We start from the raw sequence: 20,327 nt of genomic DNA, 5'->3' as shown, positions 1-20,327 counted from the left end.
TCAAATGGCCGCAGGTAACGATCAGGCTGTCAGGAGGTTCGCCATATGAGTCTGTTATGGGTCTTTTACCGAGAGCACGTACAAAAGATTCAGCTGTCTGAACTCCCGCCGTCTCAGCCGATTACGATCGGTCCGGATATGAAAGATACAATCACGTTCGGCACACTTCCGTTACGGCAAAACGCCGCAACCCTTTATCGAAAAGAAACAGATCGTTATGATGTTTTCCTGGGAAATAACTGTGCCGGCGAATTGACAATAGGAAATGAAATGCCCTGCCGGATTGAAGAAGAGACGATGCGGCTTCTGCTCACCCCTGACCGGGAAGAATCCTCCGTCTATTTTATCGGCGGGAAGGATGAGATCGTTTTCTCATCAGAAACAGAGGAAGCGGATATATACAAAGAGCCGTCCTCCGCTCAAACAGGGGCTTTTTATCTGCGAAAGTCGGCAGGATGCTGGTCTGTCGTCCCTGATGGCCAGGACGTTTATGTGAACGGAAAGCTTGCAGAAGCTCCCGAAAGGCTCCGCACGGGAGATGAGCTGCTGTGGAATTTTCTGCGTGTGAGGCTGACGGAGGACGACCTTTTAGAAGTCGTTCATCACGAAAAGCTTCAAACCGGTTTAACCAAAACGGTAAAACCAAGCACCGAAATGAAAAAGAAATACCCGCAATATCGAAGAACGCCGCGCATGGTCTACGATCTTCCAGAAGACCGCGTTTCATTCAGCTTTCCCTCGCAGGAAAGCGAACAGAATAACCGGGGGCTGTGGCTCGTCATTCTGCCTCCTTTGGTCATGCTGATTGTAATGGGGGTTGTCGCCATTATACAGCCGAGGGGCATATTCATCCTTGTCTCTTTGGCGATGTTTATGATGACTCTCATTACGTCCACCGTGCAGTATTTCCGTGAAAAAAACCAGCGGAAAAAACGGGAGGAAAAACGGGAGCGTGTGTACAAGCAGTATTTGGAAAGCAAACGGGAAGAGCTTCAGACGCTGTCGGAAAAACAGCTGCAAGTGCTGACGCACCATTTTCCCCCGTTTGAAAAAATGAAATATTTAACTTCTGAAATCAGCGGCCGCATTTGGGAGAAATCGCTGGAAAGCAGGGATTTTCTGATGCTTCGGCTTGGAACGGGCACGGTCCCGGCAAGCTACGAGATTTCAATGAGCGGCGGAGACCTGGCGAACCGTGATGTGGATGACTTGATGGAGCAGTCGCAGCACATGCAGCGTGTGTATAAAGATATCCGCCATGCGCCCGTGACCGTTGATTTATAAGAAGGGCCGATGGGGCTTGTCGGGAAACCCCAGATCGTCAAAAATGAAATTCACCAGCTGATCGGCCAGCTCGCGTTCTTCAACAGCTACCATGACCTGCGATTTGTCTTTATCTTTCATGAGGACGAATATAAGGAATGGGAATGGATGAAGTGGCTGCCGCAATTTCAGCTGCCTCATATGTATGCGAAAGGATTTATTTACAATGAACAGACCCGCGATCAATTGTTATCGTCCATTTACGAGCTGCTGCATGAGCGGGATTTGGAAGAAGATAAAGAAAAGAAGATCTTCCAGCCGCATTTTGTCTTTGTCATCACAAATCAGCAGCTGATCGCAGAGCACGTCATTTTAGAATATATCGAAGGCCGGCATGAGCATCTCGGCATCTCGGCAATCATCGCCGCGGAAACGAAGGAAAGCCTGGCGGAAAACATTCACACCCTCGTCCGCTACATTAATGAAGATGAGGGAGACATTCTCATTCAGCAGAAAAAAGCGGTACAGATCCCGTTTAAGCTGGACAGGCACGAACGGACAAACAACGAGCGGTTTTCCCGGACGCTTCGGACATTGCACCATCAGGTCGGAATGACGAATTCCATTCCTGAAACGGTCTCATTTCTGGAGCTGTTTCATGCGAAGGAAGTAAAAGAAATCGGCATCAGGCAGAAGTGGGAGACAAGTGAGTCTGCAAAATCGCTGGCTGTTCCGATCGGCTATAAAGGAAAAGACGACATCGTCTATTTAAACCTGCATGAAAAAGCGCACGGGCCGCACGGATTGCTGGCGGGAACAACCGGCTCCGGGAAAAGTGAATTTCTGCAAACGTACATCCTGTCATTGGCCGTTCATTTCCACCCGCATGAAGCGGCGTTTTTGCTGATTGACTATAAGGGCGGAGGAATGGCCCAGCCGTTCCGCAAGATGCCGCACCTTCTCGGAACCATCACGAATATTGAAGGAAGCAGAAACTTCAGTATCAGGGCGCTTGCATCCATTAAAAGCGAGCTGAAAAAACGGCAGCGGCTGTTTGATCAATATCGCGTCAATCACATCAATGACTATACAAAGCTGTATAAACAGGGAGAAACGGATATTCCGATGCCGCACCTGTTTTTGATTTCAGATGAATTCGCCGAGTTGAAAAGCGAAGAGCCTGACTTTATCAGGGAGCTTGTCAGCGCGGCCCGCATCGGACGGAGCCTTGGTGTGCATTTAATTCTCGCCACGCAAAAGCCGGGCGGCATCATTGACGACCAAATATGGAGCAACTCACGCTTTAAGGTCGCGCTGAAAGTGCAGGATGCAAGTGACAGTAAAGAAATCCTGAAAAACAGTGATGCGGCAAATATTACGGTCACCGGACGCGGCTACTTGCAAGTCGGAAATAACGAAGTGTATGAGCAGTTCCAATCTGCCTGGAGCGGCGCGCCTTACATGGAAGATGTATACGGCACCGAGGATGACATTGCCATCGTTACCGATACCGGCTTAATTCCGCTGTCTGAGGTGGACGCGGATGATGCGGCGAAAAAAGACGCCCCGGCAGAAATAGAAGCCGTAGTCGAAGAAATCGAGCGGATTCAAAATGAAATGGGCATTGAAAAGCTGCCGAGCCCGTGGCTTCCGCCGCTTGCCGAACGTATCCCGCGCACGCTTTACCCTGCGCAGGAAAAAGACCGCTTCTTCATCGCCTGCGTGGATGAGCCTGATCAGCAAAGACAGGCGCCTCTCGCTTATACGATGATGGATGACGGCAACATCGGCATTTTCGGCTCATCCGGCTACGGCAAGTCAGTGGCTGCCATCACCTTCCTGATGAACTTCGCGGAAGGATACACGCCGGAAGAGCTTCATATGTACATCTTTGACTTCGGAAACGGCACGCTTCTGCCATTGGCAAAGCTTCCGCACACCGCAGACTATTTCTTAATGGATCAAATGAGAAAGATCGAAAAATTCATGATCCGCATCAAGGAAGAAATCGAGCGGCGGAAACGGCTGTTCAGAGAAAAAGAAGTCAGCCATATCAAAATGTACAATTCGCTCAGTGAAGAAGAGCTGCCGTTTATATTTATCACAATTGACAATTTCGACATCGTAAAAGATGAAATGCATGAATTGGAAAGCGAATTTATCCAGATTTCACGCGACGGGCAAAGCTTAGGCATTTACTTCCTGCTGACCGCAACGAGGGTAAACGCCGTCCGCCAGTCGCTGTTAAACAACATAAAAACGAAAGTCGTCCATTATTTAATGGATCAGTCAGAAGGATACTCCATTTACGGGCGTCCGCCGTTCAGTCTCGAACCGATCCCGGGCCGCGTCATGATCCAAAAAGAAGAACTGTATTTCGCGCAAATGTTTCTTCCGGCTGAAGCGGAAAATGACCTCGAGATGTTCCAGGCGCTGAAAGCCGATGTCAAAGCATTAGCTGAACGCCACGCCGGAACAGCCGGCCCAGACCCGATTCCGATGCTTCCGGATAGGCTGACGGCCGGCGAATTTTCACTCCGTCTCGGCCCGGAACAAGAACCGTTCCGCATTCCTGTCGGGCTTCATGAGGAAAAGGTCAGCCCTGTGTACTTTGATCTGGGCAAAAATAAACATTGTCTTATTTTGGGCCAGACACAGCGTGGAAAAACAAACATCCTGAAAGTGATGCTGAATCACCTGCTGCGTGAAGGTACGGAACGGGTCGGGCTGTTTGACTCGATTGACCGCGGACTGTCGCAGTATGCGCAGGAAACAAAGGTCAGCTATCTGGACACAAAAGAAGACGTCCGGCAGTGGATCGAAACGGCAGAAGCCATTTTCACGGAGCGCGAAGCTCAGTATGCGCAGGCCGTCAAAAATGGCGATGTGCACAAACTCAGTTTCTCTCCGGTCGTGTTAATGGCCGACGGCATTACAAGATTCCAGCAGACGATCGACACCGCCATTCAGGACAAACTGGCGATGTTTATGAAATCTTACGCGCATGTGGGCTTCAGTTTTATTCCGGCGGGCAATCACAGCGAATTCTCAAAAGGCTATGATTCCTTAACGACGGAAATGAAACAGATCCGCCACGCGATGCTGCTTGTGAAAAAATCCGAACAAAATGTCATTCCGCTGCCTTACCAAAGGCAGGAACCGGACATTCAGCCGGGCTTCGGCTATTTGGTTGAAAACGGGAAGGAGCAAAAAATCCAAATACCTTTATGTTCAGCGGAAAGGGAGGCCGTCAGATGACTGAACAACGAAAAAGCCTGATCAAATTAATAGCCGCGGTCGTCATCATTCTGCTGCTGCCGGTGCTGTTTTTCCGGTTTATCGGCGATGACCCGGGAAAACAAAAAATCAACGCCACCCGCCAAATCGCAGTCGTGAATGAAGACATGGGCTTACAAACAGATGAAAATGAGGAAGAGGAATCCGTCCATTTCGGCAAAGAAGTAGCGGCCGCTCTCGGCGGCCGTCCGGATTATTCATGGACGGTTGTCAACAGGAGCGCGGCTGAAAACGGCCTGGCGGCTAAGAAGTATGACGCCGTCGTTTACATTCCATCCGATTTTTCAAAAGATATCTTAAGCTATGACAAGGAGCGTCCGCAAAAAGCCACGCTGACATTCAATATTCAAAGCAACCTGAACGCCGTCAACAAAGAAAAAGTGCAGCGTGAGCTAGAAGACGCCCAAAAATCAATGAATAAAAAAATGTCGGCATTATATTGGAATTTCGTCTCACAAAAAGTGAACAATGTCCGAGGCGATTTTGACAAGATCGTCAATAAAGAATCAGAATTTCAAAACGTTATGTACAATTTTTACAAGCCGAGCTCCAATGACTTGGCAGGTGAAATCAAACGGCAAAAAGACCTGATTGACGAACTGAAAAAATCAATGAATGAAGCGCAGGGCGCGGCAAAAGAAAAATTGACCTCGGCAGATGAAGCCAAAACCACGCTCAAAGACTTTGCCGATACGGTCGAGCGCTATAAACAATATCAAGAAAATCAGAAAAAACTGCTGATGGCCGCGCAGGAACAAAATCAAAAGCAAATCACAACCGGATTGAATGCCATTAAAGCACAGCAGGCCGCCAACCAGTTCAGCACGATGATGAGCGGGCTGTCTTCAGGCATAAACCAGGCGCAGACACAGCTTGCCCAGACGGGATCGGCTCTTTTTGCCGCCCAACAGGTGAGAGAAGCGCAGGTTCCTGATCAGGAACGCGGGATGGCGAATATTCAATCCAATTTACTGGACAATTATTTGACTCAATATAAAGCTCAAGCAAGATTTGAAACACTGAACAGCATCCAAACCCTTATGAAAAGGGATCGGCAGGCATTAACCGTTCCGGAAAAGGACCCGGGGGATGACGGCTCGGATGAACCGAAAGAAGAAGAAAAACCGGAAGAAGAAAAACCCGGCGATCTGAAAATTGACCTTGACGATCAGCGTGACGAGTTAAAACGCATCTCCGCTGAAATCAATCACATTTCTGACGGATTAAAAGAACCGGAAAAAGAAAAACCGGAACCCGAAAACCCGGGCCAAGGCGATGACGGTGAAAACTCCGGCGATACCGATCCGAATAACGGAACGAATCCCGGAGAAGACGGAAAAACGGAAGACGGCACAAAAGAAGAGCAGCCTGCTTCTGATAACACAGGCGATCAGGAGCCAAAAACCGTCCAGACCGCGACAGCCGCTAAAAACGTCACTCCGCCTGCTGATGAGCCGGCGGACGATCCGAACGATTCTGAAGGGGACGGAGGCACAGACATATCTGAGGCGAAAGAAAGGCTGAACCAAGCCGCAGAGCGCATTCAGCAAATTGAAAAAGAGCTGGAAGAAAAACAGCAGACTCATAATGAAGAACTGAAAAAACGTCTCGATGCTCTTGATGAAGAAATCCAAGGCCTTAAAGACCAGATTGATGACGTCAAAAAACGCGCAAAGAAAAAGCTGGAAGAATTGGAAGAAAAGAGAAAACAAGACTTCAATACCATTTACAGAATGATTGTAAGAACAGAACATTTTGAACTACCCGTCATTGGATGGCGGCCGCAAATCTGCTCTTGAACAGATATTTACCGCTGTCATCAATACAAAAGAAATATCCGATTTAATGAGTTACTATAATGATTTATCCCTGTATGAGGCGACACTCTATCACTCTCTTGACGCGGGCTCGCTGCCTGATGTGAAAAACAGGGTGCTGAAAGCCCAGCAAGGCGAAGTTCAAACCGTTCTCGCCATCAAACCGGTGGAAACGGCAAGCTGGGAAAACCTGAAAAACAACAAGATGCAGACAGATGAAGACATCAGCAATTTCATTAAAGGCATGACCGAATTCTCGGATAACTACAGCTCGTATATCAGAGATGAACAAGCCGGAGTGCTCGATGAGCTCGCCAGCATTTCAGACAGCGCGGCGAAAGCATCCGATCAGCTGGCTGAAGGCGCTGTGCAGGAAGCGGCCGCGTTCAGCGGAGACGGATTAACCGGAACGATGGCGCTCGGCGCTCAGGATACCGTCGGCCGCGAAGTCCTGCAAATGTCTGACACGATGGGCCATCTGTCAGAACGCCAGTCCGGCATCATCAGCTATACCGACAATATGCAGCAAAGCGTAAATGACGTCCAGCAAAAAGCTGACACCCTGAACAGTAACTGGGGCAAAAACGTCGATTCGACGAAATTGATCAGAAATGACGTGTACGGCATTTTAGGGAACGCGCTCGTTGACGGACAGGAAAACGGCTACGTTTATGATTATCTCGCCAACCCGCTTAAAATCAGCGGAGAGGTGCCGGAAGACCGGGTTCAGAATGTTCCGCCGGTCGTCATTTTGGTGATCGTCCTGATCAGCAGTCTTCTGATCGGCTATTTCAGCTCGTATTATCAGCAGGCGCCGCTTCTTGTCAAAGGCGCGCTCTTTGGGATTTTAAACATTATGGTCGGATTGATGATCAGTCTGTTCGGTCTGAATATCTACTCGCTTCCGGACGATCAGACGATTAAATGGTCAGTCTTTACGATTCTCTTGCTTGCGGCGAGTTCAGCTTTTATCCGGGCAGCCTTTGTCTTCAGCTCGATTACCGGATGGATCGCATCATCAGCGCTCATTCTCTTTTATGTGGCGCCTTTGATCGACCTGATTATGCCGAACTTCACCTTTGACAGTCCGGTTTCGAAAGTCTATATCGATATTCAATACGGAACGGGCCATCTGTTTGCGATGGGGGTAACGGTTCTTGCGATCATTACGCTGATTGCGGCGGCGCTTCCGCTCGTCATTCGGCTGTTTGCGGAAAAAACGGAGGAAAGTGATCAGTCTTATGAGGCGTAACACGTTCATGGAAAAAGGATTGCTGCTGTTTGCTCTCTCCTTTTTCCTTTTCCTTCCCCAAGCCGCAGCCGCGAATGAGGAAAATACTGATGTCAAGCCGAATGAATATGAAAAGAAAGACATTGAAATTCGTACGGATTACCTGCACGACGATGCCTACTCTGAGGAAAAAACGGCGCTTCCGAAAGAACAGAAGGATATCACGTTTGATCAGCCGGCCGAAAACCCGGATGACAAACTGATATCAAATTTGTTTACATCGTCAGACACGGAGCCGAATACGATCAAAGCGCAATCGAAAAAACTGGGTATCACATTTGCCGAGCCGGCGGTGAGGCGTACCTCGGCAGATATGGAAACGGAAGAGAAAAAGACTTCTTTTCTGCTGCCTGTCATTTATGCCGTCTTGATCCTCCTTGGGATTGCGGCCATGATCTATCTGATCCCGAAAGTCACGGCGCAGGAAAAGGCAAAGCGGTAAACGAATCGCTTGTGTTTGCGGGAAGACAGCCCGTAAAATAAGAAAAAAAGGAGGAGTTTCATGCAGTTTTTTCTTATAACAGGCGCGTCAAAAGGCTTGGGCCGGGCACTTACGGAACAGGCGCTTCAAGAAGGAGCCGAAGTCGCCGCGCTTTCAAGAACGATAAGCGGGGAAAAGCGCGAGGGACTGACAGAATACAGTGTTGATCTAACCGACCTGGCAGATACCGGGCGGCAGATGAAGGCGATTCTTGATCAAGCAGAGGAGAAGGGGTACTCCGCCGTCACACTGATCAACAATGCCGGAATGGTGGAACCGATCAAGCGGGCGAAAGAGGCTTCCGCCGAAGAATTGAACCGTCATTACACCCTTAATCTGACGGCGCCCGTTTTGCTCAGCCAAATGTTCACAAAGCGTTTCGAAGCGTTCAGCGGCAGCAAAACAATTGTCAACATCACATCGGGCGCGGCGAAAAATCCTTATAAAGGCTGGAGCGCGTATTGCAGCTCAAAAGCGGGGCTTGAGATGTTTACGAGAACATTCGGGTTTGAACAGGAAGATGAAGAGCTGCCGGTCCGCATGATATCATTCTCGCCGGGAGTGATGGATACAGACATGCAGGCTGTCATCCGTTCTTCGTCAAAAGAAGATTTTCATGACATCGAACGGTTCCGCAATCTGAAAGAAACGAAAAACCTCAGAAGTCCTGAATACATCGCCGGCGTCATTCACTCACTGATCGCGGGCGAGCCGGAAAACGGACGGATATACGATATCAAAGAATTTTTGTAGAGCAGCGTTCACGCTGCTCTTTTTTGTTTGTACAATCACTTCGGAGTCCGGCGGCATATGATGAATGAAACAACGTATAAGGGGTATAAGAAATGTATCAGATGAATTGAGTTTCTTCTCGATTTATGTTAGGATTCTAAAAATATAAATAAGGAGGGGTTTCCATGAGAAATGTAACGTTAATGGATGTCTTCACCCATCCAATCGCACAAAAGTATTTACAGCGTTCCGGTGTCGCCCATGCGATCGCCTGCGCGTTTCATGCATACCGTCTTGCCGTAAAAGCAGGTGTCAGCCCGGATCTGGCGGCGAAAGCGGCTTTACTGCATGACGTCGGCCATTATGAATGGTACACAGACGGCAAATGGGATTATGAAAAGTACAGAAGAAACGATATCCATGCCATTAAAGGCGCGGAACGGGCGCATAAGCTGCTCATCCGGCTCGGTGAAGAACCGAAAGCGGCGAAGGACATTGCGCTGGCGATTCTGCTTCACACCGATTCCTATCTGCCTGAAGGCGAACTGGACAAGAATACGCTCCAGCAAATCGTGAAACAAGCGGATGAACTCGATGAAGAACCCGGCGGACATCACCATTACCGCCAAATGGATCACACGGCCGCGCTCAAACAAATCCAAAAGCTTGATCAGTTAATTGACCAAGCCCAATATCCCATAAGAAGCTCAGTCTAGGCCACTCATGCGGCCTTTTCCGCTTACATAACTCCGCATGCTCACTAACACCTTTTCCGCTCCGATAGACGTACTGTGTCAAAGCCTTTGTCCGCTGCATATGCTGAAGGAAAACATAGTAAAGGGGATCAGCGAAAATGGCCCAACAAGGAGGCCCGCAAATCGTCTCGTTAGTGGACCCTTACGTTTATCAGACCATCCATAAGCTTATCGGCTCAAGGTTTATTATTCAAACCGTCAGACGCATTATCAGAGGACGGCTGATTGATGCCGCTCCGGATCACATCGCCATTGAAGAAACGCATGACCGTGTATTTTATATCAGAAACCGCCATGTGGTTTCCGTCATGCCTGATTATACCGAACGCGTGTAACAGCCCGAATAAGGCGCAAACCGGAGGCGGCCCTATAGAACCCCGGTGCGTTTTCTTTTTGAGATACATAGATGCACGGCGGCTTTTTTTGGTACAATCACAGTACAAGTTCACATAACAATAGGAGGAAACCGCTTGTTGAAATCAAAGGTCCATTTTTGGACGCTGCAAATTTTGCTCGTTTTGCTCATTATTTACGTATCAACGAAAGTCTCGTTTATTTTTCAGCCGTTTTTCGGTTTTATCACCACTCTGTTTTTCCCGATTTTGATCTCGGGCATTTTGTTTTTCATTTTTAATCCGATCGTGCGCCTGCTTGAGAAAAAAATCCCCCGGACATTGGCGATCCTGCTCATTTATCTCGTTTTCATCGGCCTGATTGCCTTTATGTTCACCGCCATCGGACCGATTGTGGCTTCCCAGGTCACGGGGCTGATTAACAATTTCCCTGATTACATTCATCAGATTCAAGTCTTGACGGCGCAATTATCCCATTCCAAATGGTTTACGTGGATGATGACGCAGGATTATGTGTCGATAGAAAAAATCCAGCAGTCTCTGACGGGATTTTTACAAAGCCTTCCGCAAAATATTACGGCAAGCCTGTCGGCCGTGTTCGGCGTCGTTACGAATATCACGCTTGTCGTGATCACCGTTCCGTTCATTTTGTTTTATATGCTGAAGGACGGCCGGCGGTTTCCGCTCTTGGCAGTCAAAATCCTGCCTTCTTCCTACCGGGCGGAAGGCAGGAAAATATTTAACGACTTATATGTCACATTGGCCGCCTATTTCCAAGGCCAGCTGCTGATTTGTCTCTTTGTCGGAACGGCATGCTTTATCGGATATTGGATCATCGGCCTGCAGTATGCGTTAATTCTCGGGATGGTGATCGCCGTCACCAATATCATTCCGTACCTGGGGCCGTTTCTCGGGGCGGCGCCCGCGGTGATTATCGCGTTTATGGATTCGCCGGCTAAGGCGCTGTTTGCCGTTATTGTTGTCGTTGTCGTCCAGCAGCTTGACGGGAACCTGCTTTCTCCGCTTGTCATCGGGAAACGGCTGAATACCCACCCGCTCACCATTATTCTTCTGCTTATCGGAGCGGGCAGTTTCGGCGGCATTCTCGCAATGATTCTGGCCGTGCCGGTTTACGCGGTTTTAAAAGCTTTCGTCTTAAATATCGTCCGGCTTATCAAACTTCGTCAGCGGTCAAAGCTCGAAGACAGCCGCAAGCCGAAATAAAAACGGGCACAACTCCCGATGCAGCGCATAAAATGCTGTAAAGAAAAGCGGAGGTGTGGGTATGCCTGCAATTGTGGGACCGATTTATATTATGAGTTTAGCCGGAGACGCTGCGGCGAGCTTCGGTGACGTGTTTGCCATTTCTCCCAAAGCCGTTGACCACTCAGGCGCGGGGGCAGGGGCGTTTCATTCCGGAGATTTTATCAAAGTCACTAATAAATTCAGCAAAACGCGCTTTGAAGACATCGATGTGTTTGACGAACCTGATTGGTTCAACGCGTGACAGCCTCCTTTTAGGAGGCTGTCGCTTTTTTGTAGTATAATAGAATCAGTCTTTATAAAAGGGGAATTTTTATGAAAATCAGAAAAGCGAATATTACCGTGCAGTCCGGAATGATCGGTGATGTATATCTGCATGAAAATAAAAAAGAACAGCATACCCTTGTAGCCGTTCCGGAACTTGAGTGGAGCACGATCATTTCCTATGAGGAAGAGAAAAAGGCGCTGGCGCAGCGGCTTTTACAATCATTCAGCAAGCTGATTGAAGAAGAGCCCGCCGGAGAGCTCGCCGGCAAGATCTCCCATTGGGTGGCTGAAATGTAACGAAGCGGTTTACCGCGTCCCGTCCGGGGCGATAATTGTAAAACAAGCTGAGGAGGGACAGGCCGATGAGCGACAAAACGGTTGACCTTTATTTACAGCAGGGGATGTACGGCCCTCTGCAGACGAAACCGGATGAACGCCATTTATTTTTAGGCTCGCTGCGTGAAAGAGTCATCATTGCCCTGACGAAGGGGCAGGTGCTGCAAAAGCAGCCGTATGAAGAAGTGAAACAGGCGCTGAAAAGCCGAAAAGACGCGGTGCTCTATATAAACGGAAGGCTCCCGTATCATGCTTATTCACCATATATGAAGCTTGCCGCACTTGCCGGTGTCCGAAGCTCCGTCATATCGGATCTTCAATTCGAAACGCCGCTCGGCCTGGTTTTTGCCGCCGATTATGCCGTGAACCTTGACGGCATTTACGTACAGGATGACATTTTTCAGCGCTCACTCCTGAAATCTTAAAAGGGCAAAACACCGTTTGTCATTTTACAATGCCAATTCACTTACAAGTGGAGATAGGATATAATGGTTTTCATATGAATGGCGGGGAGGCCGGCTATGAAAAAAGCATTTATATGCATTGATTATACGAATGATTTTGCAGCAGAGAACGGGGCATTAACCTGCGGAGAACCCGCGAGACAGATTGAAGATACGATTGTCAGTTTGACGCAAGCATTTATAGAAAACGGTGATTACGTTGTCTTTGCGGTAGATTCGCATGATGCAGACGATGATTTTCATCCCGAGACACGCCTGTTTCCTCCGCATAATATCAACGGCACGGAGGGCAAAGAGCTGTACGGAAGGCTATCGCCTCTTTATGAGAAACATAAACACGCAAAAAACGTAAATTATATGGAAAAAACGAGATATTCTGCTTTTGCGGGAACGGATTTAGAGCTGAAACTGCGGGAACGGCAGATCACTGAGCTGCATCTTGCGGGCCTGTGCACGGACATCTGCGTTCTTCACACGGCGGTTGACGCCTACAACAAGGGCTTTCAGATCGTCATTCATCAAAACGCTGTGGCCAGCTTTAATCCGGAAGGGCATGAATGGGCCCTGTCCCATTTTAAGAACAGCATCGGAGCGCAAGTGGCAGAGTAAGGAAGGGGAAAACAATTTTGGTGGAGCATGGTTTTAAAGACGACAGTTTGTCTTTACATACAGATCTTTATCAAATTAATATGGCCGAAACGTACTGGAGAGACGGCATTCATGAGAAAAAAGCGATTTTTGAGCTTTTTTTCAGAAAGCTTCCCTTTGAAAACGGCTATGCGGTATTTGCGGGCTTAGAAAAAGCAATCGAATACTTGGAGAACTTCAAATTTACCGACAGCGATCTGAATTATTTAAAAACGGAATTGCACTATGCTGATGATTTCATTGAGTATTTACGGGATCTTTCTTTTACCGGATCTCTTTACAGCATGAAAGAAGGCGAGCTCGTTTTTAACAACGAACCGATTATGCGGGTCGAAGCGCCCCTGATCGAAGCCCAGCTGATTGAGACGGCTCTGCTTAACATTGTGAATTACCAAACATTAATCGCCACGAAAGCGGCCCGCATTAAAGGCGTTGTCGGTGACGAAGACGCCCTCGAATTCGGAACGCGGCGCGCCCATGAAATGGATGCGGCTATGTGGGGAGCGAGAGCGGCTCTGATCGGCGGCTTCAGCGCAACGAGTAATGTAAGAGCCGGAAAGCGTTTTAATATACCGGTATCCGGCACGCACGCTCATGCGCTCGTACAAGCGTACCGCGATGAATATACGGCATTTAAGAAATATGCGGAGACCCACAAAGACTGCGTGTTTCTCGTAGATACGTACGATACGATCCGTTCAGGCATGCCGAATGCGATTAAAGTCGCAAAGGAATTCGGCGACCGGATCAACTTCATCGGCATCCGCCTGGACAGCGGGGACTTGGCGTACCTGTCAAAAAAAGCGCGTGAAATGCTTGATGAAGCGGGTTTCACAGACGCAAAGGTCATTGCTTCAAGCGATCTTGACGAGCACACGATATTAAATCTGAAATCCCAAGGAGCGAAAATCGATACGTGGGGCATCGGCACGAAGCTGATTACCGCATACGATCAGCCGGCCCTCGGCGCGGTTTACAAGCTTGTCGCCATTGAAGAGGACGGCAAACTGACTGACACCATTAAAATTTCGTCAAACCCTGAAAAAGTGACAACGCCGGGAAGAAAGAGAGTATACCGGATTATCAACAAGCTGAATCACCACTCGGAAGGTGATTATATCGCGCTTTATGACGAGCGGGTAAATGATCAGAAACGCTTAAAAATGTTCCATCCCGTCCACACGTTCGTCAGCAAATTCGTCACTGACTTCTATGCGAAAGACTTGCATGAGCCGATCTTTGAAAACGGCGTTTTATGCTATGATAATCCCGAAATTACCGACATCCAGCAATACGTGCAGGATAACCTCAAACTTCTGTGGGAGGAATACAAACGGATCAGCAAGCCGGAAGAATATCCGGTCGATTTAAGCGAAGACTGCTGGAGCAACAAGATGCAGCGGATTCATGAAATCAAAAGCGAGCTGAAACGGGAACTTGAATAGAAGACAAAGCGGCCTTTCCTTTCTCTGGAAAGGCCTTTTTGTTGTGAAAATATTTTTCACATTTAGACAAATTTCGTCAAATTATTTGATATACTTATGTTCGAAGGCCGCATCTAAGGGGGTAAATGAATGAAGGTGTTTGTTGCGAGACAGCCTATCTTCAACAGAAACGAACAGGTTGTTGCTTATGAACTTCTTTACCGGGAGAGCGAAGAGAACCGTTATTCGGCCGCTGACGGAGATAAAGCTACGACGGATCTCATTATTAACAGCTTTATCAACATCGGAATCGAAAAGCTGACTGAGGGGAAACGCTGCTTTGTGAATTTTACAGAAAGCCTGATGTTTTCAGATCTCCCTACCTCCTTTGATCCTGACCAGCTTATTATCGAAATTCTTGAGGACATACCGATCACTCCGGCACTCATCTCAAGATGCAGACAGCTGAAGAAATTAGGATATACATTAGCACTTGATGATTTTTACGCCATCAATCCGGAAAATGAAGAGTTAGTGGAACAGCTGATGAAATATATTGATATTTTAAAAATCGACTTTTTGCAATCCTCGCGTCTGGAGCGCAAAAAAATCATTCAGACGTACAGCTGTAAAAGTCTGATTTATTTAGCGGAGAAAGTGGAGACGAGAAAAGATTATAAACAGGCGGCCATAGACGGCTTTCACCTGTTTCAAGGATATTTTTTCAGTGAACCGCGTGTCATCAGCGGAAATGATCTGACGTTTCATTTTCATTCTTACTACCAGCTTTTAAGCGAATTAAACAATGACCAGCCCAATATACAGCGCGTGACGGAATACATAGAGCGGGACGTCAGCTTATCGTATCAGATTCTGCGTTTTTTAAACGGATCGCAAACAAGGCTGAAAAAAAAGATAGACAGCATCCAGCAGGCCATCATGATGCTCGGGCTGAATGAGATTAAGCGCTTGATTTACATTCTTTCATTCAGAGATTTAACGGCGAAAAGCCACTCAAGCCAAAAAGAAATCATTAAGATTTCCTTAATCAGGGCCAAACTGTGCGAACTGCTGGCGAAAAGAACCGGAAGGCCCCAGCCCTCTTCTTACATGCTGATCGGCATGTTTTCGCTCATCGATACGCTTCTCCACAGGGAGCTGGAGGATATCATCAAAGAACTGCCTTTAATCGATGAAGTCGGACAGGCGCTGCTCGGTTATGAAAACGATTATTATAAGATGCTCGCGCTCGTCAAAGCCATTGAATGCAACAACTGGGACTGTGACGAGTGGGGAAAAGAACTGAACAAAGAAGAAGCGTATGAATGTTACCTACAGGCGATCGAATGGTGCCGGCAGCTGATCGTGGATTGAGCCGCTTTAAGCCGACCACCTGAGGGCGATGATAAATCGGCTTTGCTCTCTGACCAGACTGACACGGATGCCGTCGGGATTATACGTCACGTCAAAGTCATTTTTGATGCCGGTCTGCTTAATGAGCCGCTTGACCGCTGCGGTGTCAGATGATTGCGCTGCGGTGAGGATGCGGCGCGCAAGCTCTTTTGACGCCGACAGCCGCGCAAGGAGCAGGCGCGCATCCTCCAGCATGCCCGCAGCTTCTTTTGCGGACGCTGTCAAAATATCTGCGTGAACCGGAGGACTGGGTGCAGGATTCCGGTATGGCGCGGCGAAAACAGGGAAGCATGGATACACATAATGCATACGGCGGCCTCCTTCCTGAGAAAACATTCGTTATACATGAGTATAGGCGGCGTGATAACGAGTTATGACATGCAAAAGGCCACAATGCGGGGGTTGCGGTCTTTTCGGTGTTTGTCGGTGGTTATGCGACGTTGTTCGCCCATTCTGTTTTGGAATTGCGACGGCAGGGACTATAGTCCTTGCCGGTTTGTCGGAAAACCGTTAAAAAAACAGCAGAACCGCCAGATTGGTCTGCTTCATCCTAAACGTCTGCCTTTCTGGTAGTTATATAGTCCTGTTCGCTAAATGCTCCGTTCGGGACTATGGGATTACCCCGGTTTGCGGTGTCACGCAGATACTTTTACACATACTTTTCGGTGAAAAATCCCGCAAAAACGTTTACACTATTAGTAACAGATCAAATACCTAGGACTCGTTCACCATACACAATTCATTGATCTTTCAAAAAAAGGAGTGTGGAAACGGTGGAAAACAAATTAGAAGAAGTAAAGCAATTATTATTCCGACTTGAAAATGATATCAGAGAAACAACCGACTCATTACGAAACATTAACAAAAGCATTGATCAGCTCGATAAATTCTCATATGCAATGAAAATTTCTTAAAAAGACTTGGAAACAAGTCTTTTTTTTGTGCATTTTTTATCCATTTCGTGGATAAAGTATTATACGATTGTTAAAAAACGAAAAACCTGCTGTCTTTCATCACCTGCATTTAGTAAAATAGAATGGGAGGGTGAAGACAATTATTGAGCAAATGTGTTTAGATGCCGAAACGATTAAAGAGAAGATGAAGGAAATTGTAAATGATAATCTTTACAATTCAGATTTGATCAGTCTGCTGTGCTCTTTCATTGAAACAAAAGAATCCTTCTTTTTTGGAAACCTGGCATATCAGCATTACATAGCATTTAACGGAGCAAATTTCAAAGAAATAGAGCTACTGGCTGTTGGAATTGAATTGTTGATTTTATCATTTGATATCTTGGATGACCATGAAGATGAGGATAATGACAGTGCTCTTTGGATGAAAATTGACCGCTCAGTTTCGCTAAATGCATCAACATCTCTCTATACAATTAGTCTCCATCTCATTAATTCGCTTTGTACAGTTTCCGAATTTTCTCAGTTAGCCTTAAAATATGCATTAGAAGCAATGCAGGGGCAGCATGATGACTTAAGGAATGTGGCCGAGACTGAAGAAGAGTGCCTCGAAATGATAAAACATAAATCAGGTTCACTTACTGCGATGCCATGTGTACTGGGAACAATGCTTGCATCCGGGGAATATAACGAGACTGTTGAGAATTATTCTTACTTGTTAGGAATTGTGAAACAAATAGAGAATGATTATTATGGGTTATTTAATAAAGAACGCAGTGATATTAACAAAAAAAGAAATAACTTAGTTTTATTATACTTAAAACGAAAATTTAATCCGATGTCAGTATTAATTCTTAAAATAATGAATTCAAACCAGGAATATCAATTATTGCTTTCAGATAAAGACGCGTTCAAACAAAAGCTTTGGGATGCTGGGGTGATTCAATATATTTCTATCATGATTAAATTATATGAAGATAAAATAATGAATGAATTAAACAAAATAAATATTGAAATTGAGTTATTGCATTACAAATCATTGAATGAGGGCACAGTATAATGAATCAAGACATCGTAAATTATTTAATGAAAAACCCAGAAGTACTAGAGAAATTAAAAAAAGAAGAAGTTAGTTTACTTAGTATCCCAAATTCACTTATCCCAACTATTCTTGAGATTTTTGATAATAATGTAAAAATAAGAAGAAATGACCCAGCTTGGTTTACTTAAAAAACAAGAGAGTTGTGGTTCCTTGAGACAATTGCTGAAATGTTTTACGGTTGCTTTATTATTGTTCGGAATTTTTTATTTTACTTTTATAATTTATTATACTCAGAATGGAATATTAATAGGAACAAAAGTAGTTCAGTCTTCTAACCAAGAATTAAAAGTTGTGGATATTTCAAAATCTTCTTATGGAAGAATAATGGGTCTAAAAATTGGGGACAGAATTACTGAAATAAATGGCGGAAAACCTAAAAAAGAAAATATTTATGGTTCATACCTTGCGAAAATTAAGTATTTAAAAGTTGAGAGAGACGGGCGTTTAATAGAACTTAAAAATATTGAATTCATTTATTTAGATAGTCCATATAGTTTCTTTTCGTATATTATTCCGTGTATCTTTTTTCTTCTTAGTTTAATATGCATATTTTATATATTTAAAGTCAACCTAAGAAAAGATAGCGTCTCAGCGTATATTCTTATTTGCTTTTTACTGTGTATTTCTATTGCATACTTAAGCGCAGGAGGGGTTACAAGAGGTTATCGTATTAATAGGTACATTAATCTTTACACCTTTTTAGCTGTGCCTGTTTTATATCTAAATTTCTTGCATCAATATTTCAAAGAACTTAAAGTGAAATTTTCGAGAGGAATTTACGTTGGTTTATTGTACCTTCTTCCTCTAATTAATATCCTGCTTGAATTATTTAGAGATAGAATAGGTCATCATTTAATTGTAAGCCTTAACCTTTTAACATTTTTATTAGAAATGATTGTAGTTTATGTTAGTCTCATATTATATCAAATAAAACATAGAAAAAAGGATTTCTCTTACCTGTTAAAAGTACTTCTGGTTTCTAATACAATTGCTTTTTTACCCTTTTCTTTATTATATATTGCTCCATTGATTATTTTTGGACAATATGTATATAGCGCTGTGGTTACTGCACCTTTTCTTCTGCTCATACCTTTAGCATTGGTATATCAATTTGTCGTAAATAAGATTTACAACATTGATTTCTTGTTAGGCCGTTTGAGGTATTATTGCTTGTTAGCAGTTATTCCGACGATAGGAATCGTTTGGGTATTTGTAGTATTCATCAACAAAAATAAAAATTTTGACACTTTCCAAATTACATTGTTTGTATTTCTAATCATGCTAGCCGTTTTTTATTTCAAAGAAGTTCTAGACTTTAAGTTTCGCTTAAAGCGTTTCTCTGAAAAATACAATTACCAAGACAGCATATTTAAATATACACAGCTTCTTAAAAGCGTATCAGCTTTAAATCAAGTGTTTATGAATTTGAAAAAGACTATTTTGGACGTCTTGCCTGTTAGTAAAGCTTATATATTTGAAATCAATTCTGACGGAGACATTCTGTATTTTGATAAACAGAACAGTGAACCGAACTGGCAGCCGTATAAAAAAGAATTTGATAAAGTCACATCAGAGATTGGCAAGATTATTGAAGTAAATCAAGGTTTTCTGATGAAGATTGGAGAAAGAGGGGCAAACTCATACGTTCTGCTTTGTTTGTCGAGCATTAATACTCCGAGACTGACAAGAGATGAGATATCTTGGTTAAAGACATTGTCTTTTTATACAAGTGTTTCGATGGAAAACATATTGCAGATCGAAGAACTCATGAACCATTTACAAGACCTGAAACAACAAGGCTCAAACCCGGTCTGGCTCAAAAAGCTGATGTTTACGATCGAGGAAAAGCAGCGTTCGGATTTGGCCCGTGATCTGCATGATTCAGTGCTGCAGGACTTGATTTCTTTGAAGCGCCAGTGTGAGCTGTTTCTGGCCGATTTTAAGAAAGAGGAGCCTTGCCAGTTAGAGGTGCAGGACAAGCTTCATCAGATGAATGAGCAGATGTCGGATGTCATTTTGATGACCCGGGAGACGTGCCATGAGCTTCGTCCTCAGCTGCTGTATGATTTGGGTCTGGTCAAGGCGGTATCCAAGCTTGCCGCGCAGCAGCAGGAGCGTGCGCCGTTTCATATCCGTCTGAATACGGGCCGGTTTACGGCGGCGCTGGATTTGGATACGCAGCTGAATTTGTACCGCATCATTCAGGAATTTCTTTCGAACGCCATGAAGCATTCAAAGGCGAATGAGGTGCTGATTATGCTGATCAGCATTCAAAATAAAGTGATTCTGCATTATGAAGACGACGGTGTCGGATGTAATCAGGAAGAAGGCGGCGGGCAGTCGATGAGCATGGGTCTTTCGGGTATTAAGGAGCGTGTCCGGGCGCTTGACGGACGGATGAAAATCGACACAAGTGAAGGAAACGGTTTTAAAGCGGATATTGAAATGGAATTGTAACCAATTTATCACCAAATCGACTTGGCAGAAGCCAAGTCTTTTTAATAAAATGG

At 45.5% G+C, this 20,327-nt stretch carries 16 protein-coding genes and 2 pseudogenes; 17 read left to right on the top strand and 1 reads right to left on the bottom strand.

All coding sequences use genetic code 11. The annotated features are described in order from the left end of the window. The first annotated feature begins 45 nt into the window (after positions 1–45). From essC to NYE50_RS16895, 13 genes and pseudogenes are all read left to right on the top strand, one after another. A pseudogene (essC, locus tag NYE50_RS16955) lies at positions 46–4,521 on the top strand (type VII secretion protein EssC). Next, positions 4,518–7,629 (top strand): annotated as a pseudogene (esaA, locus tag NYE50_RS16950) (type VII secretion protein EsaA). Before essC ends, esaA begins: the two co-directional pseudogenes overlap by 4 nt. A 7-nt stretch (positions 7,630–7,636) precedes the next feature. Then, positions 7,637–8,110, top strand: coding sequence for a type VII secretion protein EssA (essA, locus tag NYE50_RS16945; RefSeq protein WP_021495371.1), 474 nt, complete (start codon positions 7,637–7,639; stop codon positions 8,108–8,110). Between the two features lie 60 nt (positions 8,111–8,170). After that, positions 8,171–8,902, top strand: coding sequence for a (S)-benzoin forming benzil reductase (locus NYE50_RS16940; protein ID WP_021495370.1), 732 nt, complete (start codon positions 8,171–8,173; stop codon positions 8,900–8,902). Positions 8,903–9,066: 164 nt separating this feature from the next. Next, on the top strand, positions 9,067–9,597 hold the full coding sequence (locus NYE50_RS16935; protein ID WP_007613450.1) for an HD domain-containing protein: 531 nt from the start codon (positions 9,067–9,069) through the stop codon (positions 9,595–9,597). Positions 9,598–9,734: 137 nt separating this feature from the next. Continuing rightward, positions 9,735–9,971 (top strand): DUF2642 domain-containing protein, encoded by a 237-nt coding sequence (locus tag NYE50_RS16930; RefSeq protein ID WP_159354533.1) that lies wholly within the window; start codon positions 9,735–9,737, stop codon positions 9,969–9,971. A 135-nt stretch (positions 9,972–10,106) separates the two neighbouring features. Continuing rightward, positions 10,107–11,213, top strand: coding sequence for an AI-2E family transporter (locus NYE50_RS16925; RefSeq protein WP_014418769.1), 1,107 nt, complete (start codon positions 10,107–10,109; stop codon positions 11,211–11,213). A gap of 61 nt (positions 11,214–11,274) precedes the next feature. After that, on the top strand, positions 11,275–11,496 hold the full coding sequence (locus tag NYE50_RS16920) for a spore germination protein (protein WP_014418768.1): 222 nt from the start codon (positions 11,275–11,277) through the stop codon (positions 11,494–11,496). 71 nt (positions 11,497–11,567) lie between these two features. Further along, positions 11,568–11,816, top strand: a complete 249-nt coding sequence (locus NYE50_RS16915) for a YueH family protein (protein WP_003152028.1) — start codon at positions 11,568–11,570, stop codon at positions 11,814–11,816. 65 nt (positions 11,817–11,881) lie between these two features. Next, entirely contained in the window at positions 11,882–12,280 is a 399-nt protein-coding gene (locus NYE50_RS16910; protein WP_003152031.1) for a YueI family protein, read from the top strand. Positions 12,281–12,376: 96 nt separating this feature from the next. After that, entirely contained in the window at positions 12,377–12,928 is a 552-nt protein-coding gene (locus NYE50_RS16905; protein ID WP_003152033.1) for a cysteine hydrolase family protein, read from the top strand. Positions 12,929–12,945: 17 nt separating this feature from the next. Continuing rightward, positions 12,946–14,412 carry a nicotinate phosphoribosyltransferase gene (locus NYE50_RS16900; protein ID WP_020954301.1) on the top strand — a complete coding sequence of 489 codons (1,467 nt, stop codon included), beginning with the start codon at positions 12,946–12,948 and terminating at the stop codon, positions 14,410–14,412. Positions 14,413–14,541: 129 nt separating this feature from the next. Beyond that, the gene (locus NYE50_RS16895; protein WP_007613436.1) at positions 14,542–15,765 is read left to right on the top strand and encodes an EAL and HDOD domain-containing protein; all 1,224 of its coding nucleotides are present in this window, start codon (positions 14,542–14,544) and stop codon (positions 15,763–15,765) included. Positions 15,766–15,771: 6 nt separating this feature from the next. Here NYE50_RS16895 and NYE50_RS16890 read toward each other — a convergent pair whose 3' ends face one another. After that, the gene (locus NYE50_RS16890) at positions 15,772–16,113 is read right to left on the bottom strand and encodes a hypothetical protein (protein ID WP_021495366.1); all 342 of its coding nucleotides are present in this window, start codon (positions 16,111–16,113) and stop codon (positions 15,772–15,774) included. A gap of 464 nt (positions 16,114–16,577) precedes the next feature. Here NYE50_RS16890 and degQ point away from each other — a divergent pair, with 464 nt between their 5' ends. From degQ to NYE50_RS16870, 4 genes are all read left to right on the top strand, one after another. Continuing rightward, the gene (degQ, locus tag NYE50_RS16885; protein WP_003152043.1) at positions 16,578–16,718 is read left to right on the top strand and encodes a degradation enzyme regulation protein DegQ; all 141 of its coding nucleotides are present in this window, start codon (positions 16,578–16,580) and stop codon (positions 16,716–16,718) included. 151 nt (positions 16,719–16,869) lie between these two features. Then, positions 16,870–17,775: a polyprenyl synthetase family protein gene (locus NYE50_RS16880; RefSeq protein ID WP_014418764.1), complete on the top strand. Its 906-nt coding sequence runs from the start codon at positions 16,870–16,872 to the stop codon at positions 17,773–17,775. Next, positions 17,775–17,945 (top strand): competence pheromone ComX, encoded by a 171-nt coding sequence (comX, locus tag NYE50_RS16875; protein WP_032863917.1) that lies wholly within the window; start codon positions 17,775–17,777, stop codon positions 17,943–17,945. Before NYE50_RS16880 ends, comX begins: the two co-directional genes overlap by 1 nt. Beyond that, entirely contained in the window at positions 17,923–20,274 is a 2,352-nt protein-coding gene (locus tag NYE50_RS16870) for a sensor histidine kinase (protein WP_318248539.1), read from the top strand. The genes comX and NYE50_RS16870 overlap by 23 nt, the downstream gene beginning before the upstream one ends. Positions 20,275–20,327: the final 53 nt, after the last annotated feature.

Source organism: Bacillus sp. EU55, from assembly GCF_038005925.1.
Classification (GTDB): Bacteria; Bacillota; Bacilli; order Bacillales; family Bacillaceae; genus Bacillus; species Bacillus velezensis.
The sequence above is the reverse complement of the archived record's forward strand: the minus strand, read 5'-3'. Positions and strand labels throughout refer to the sequence as shown.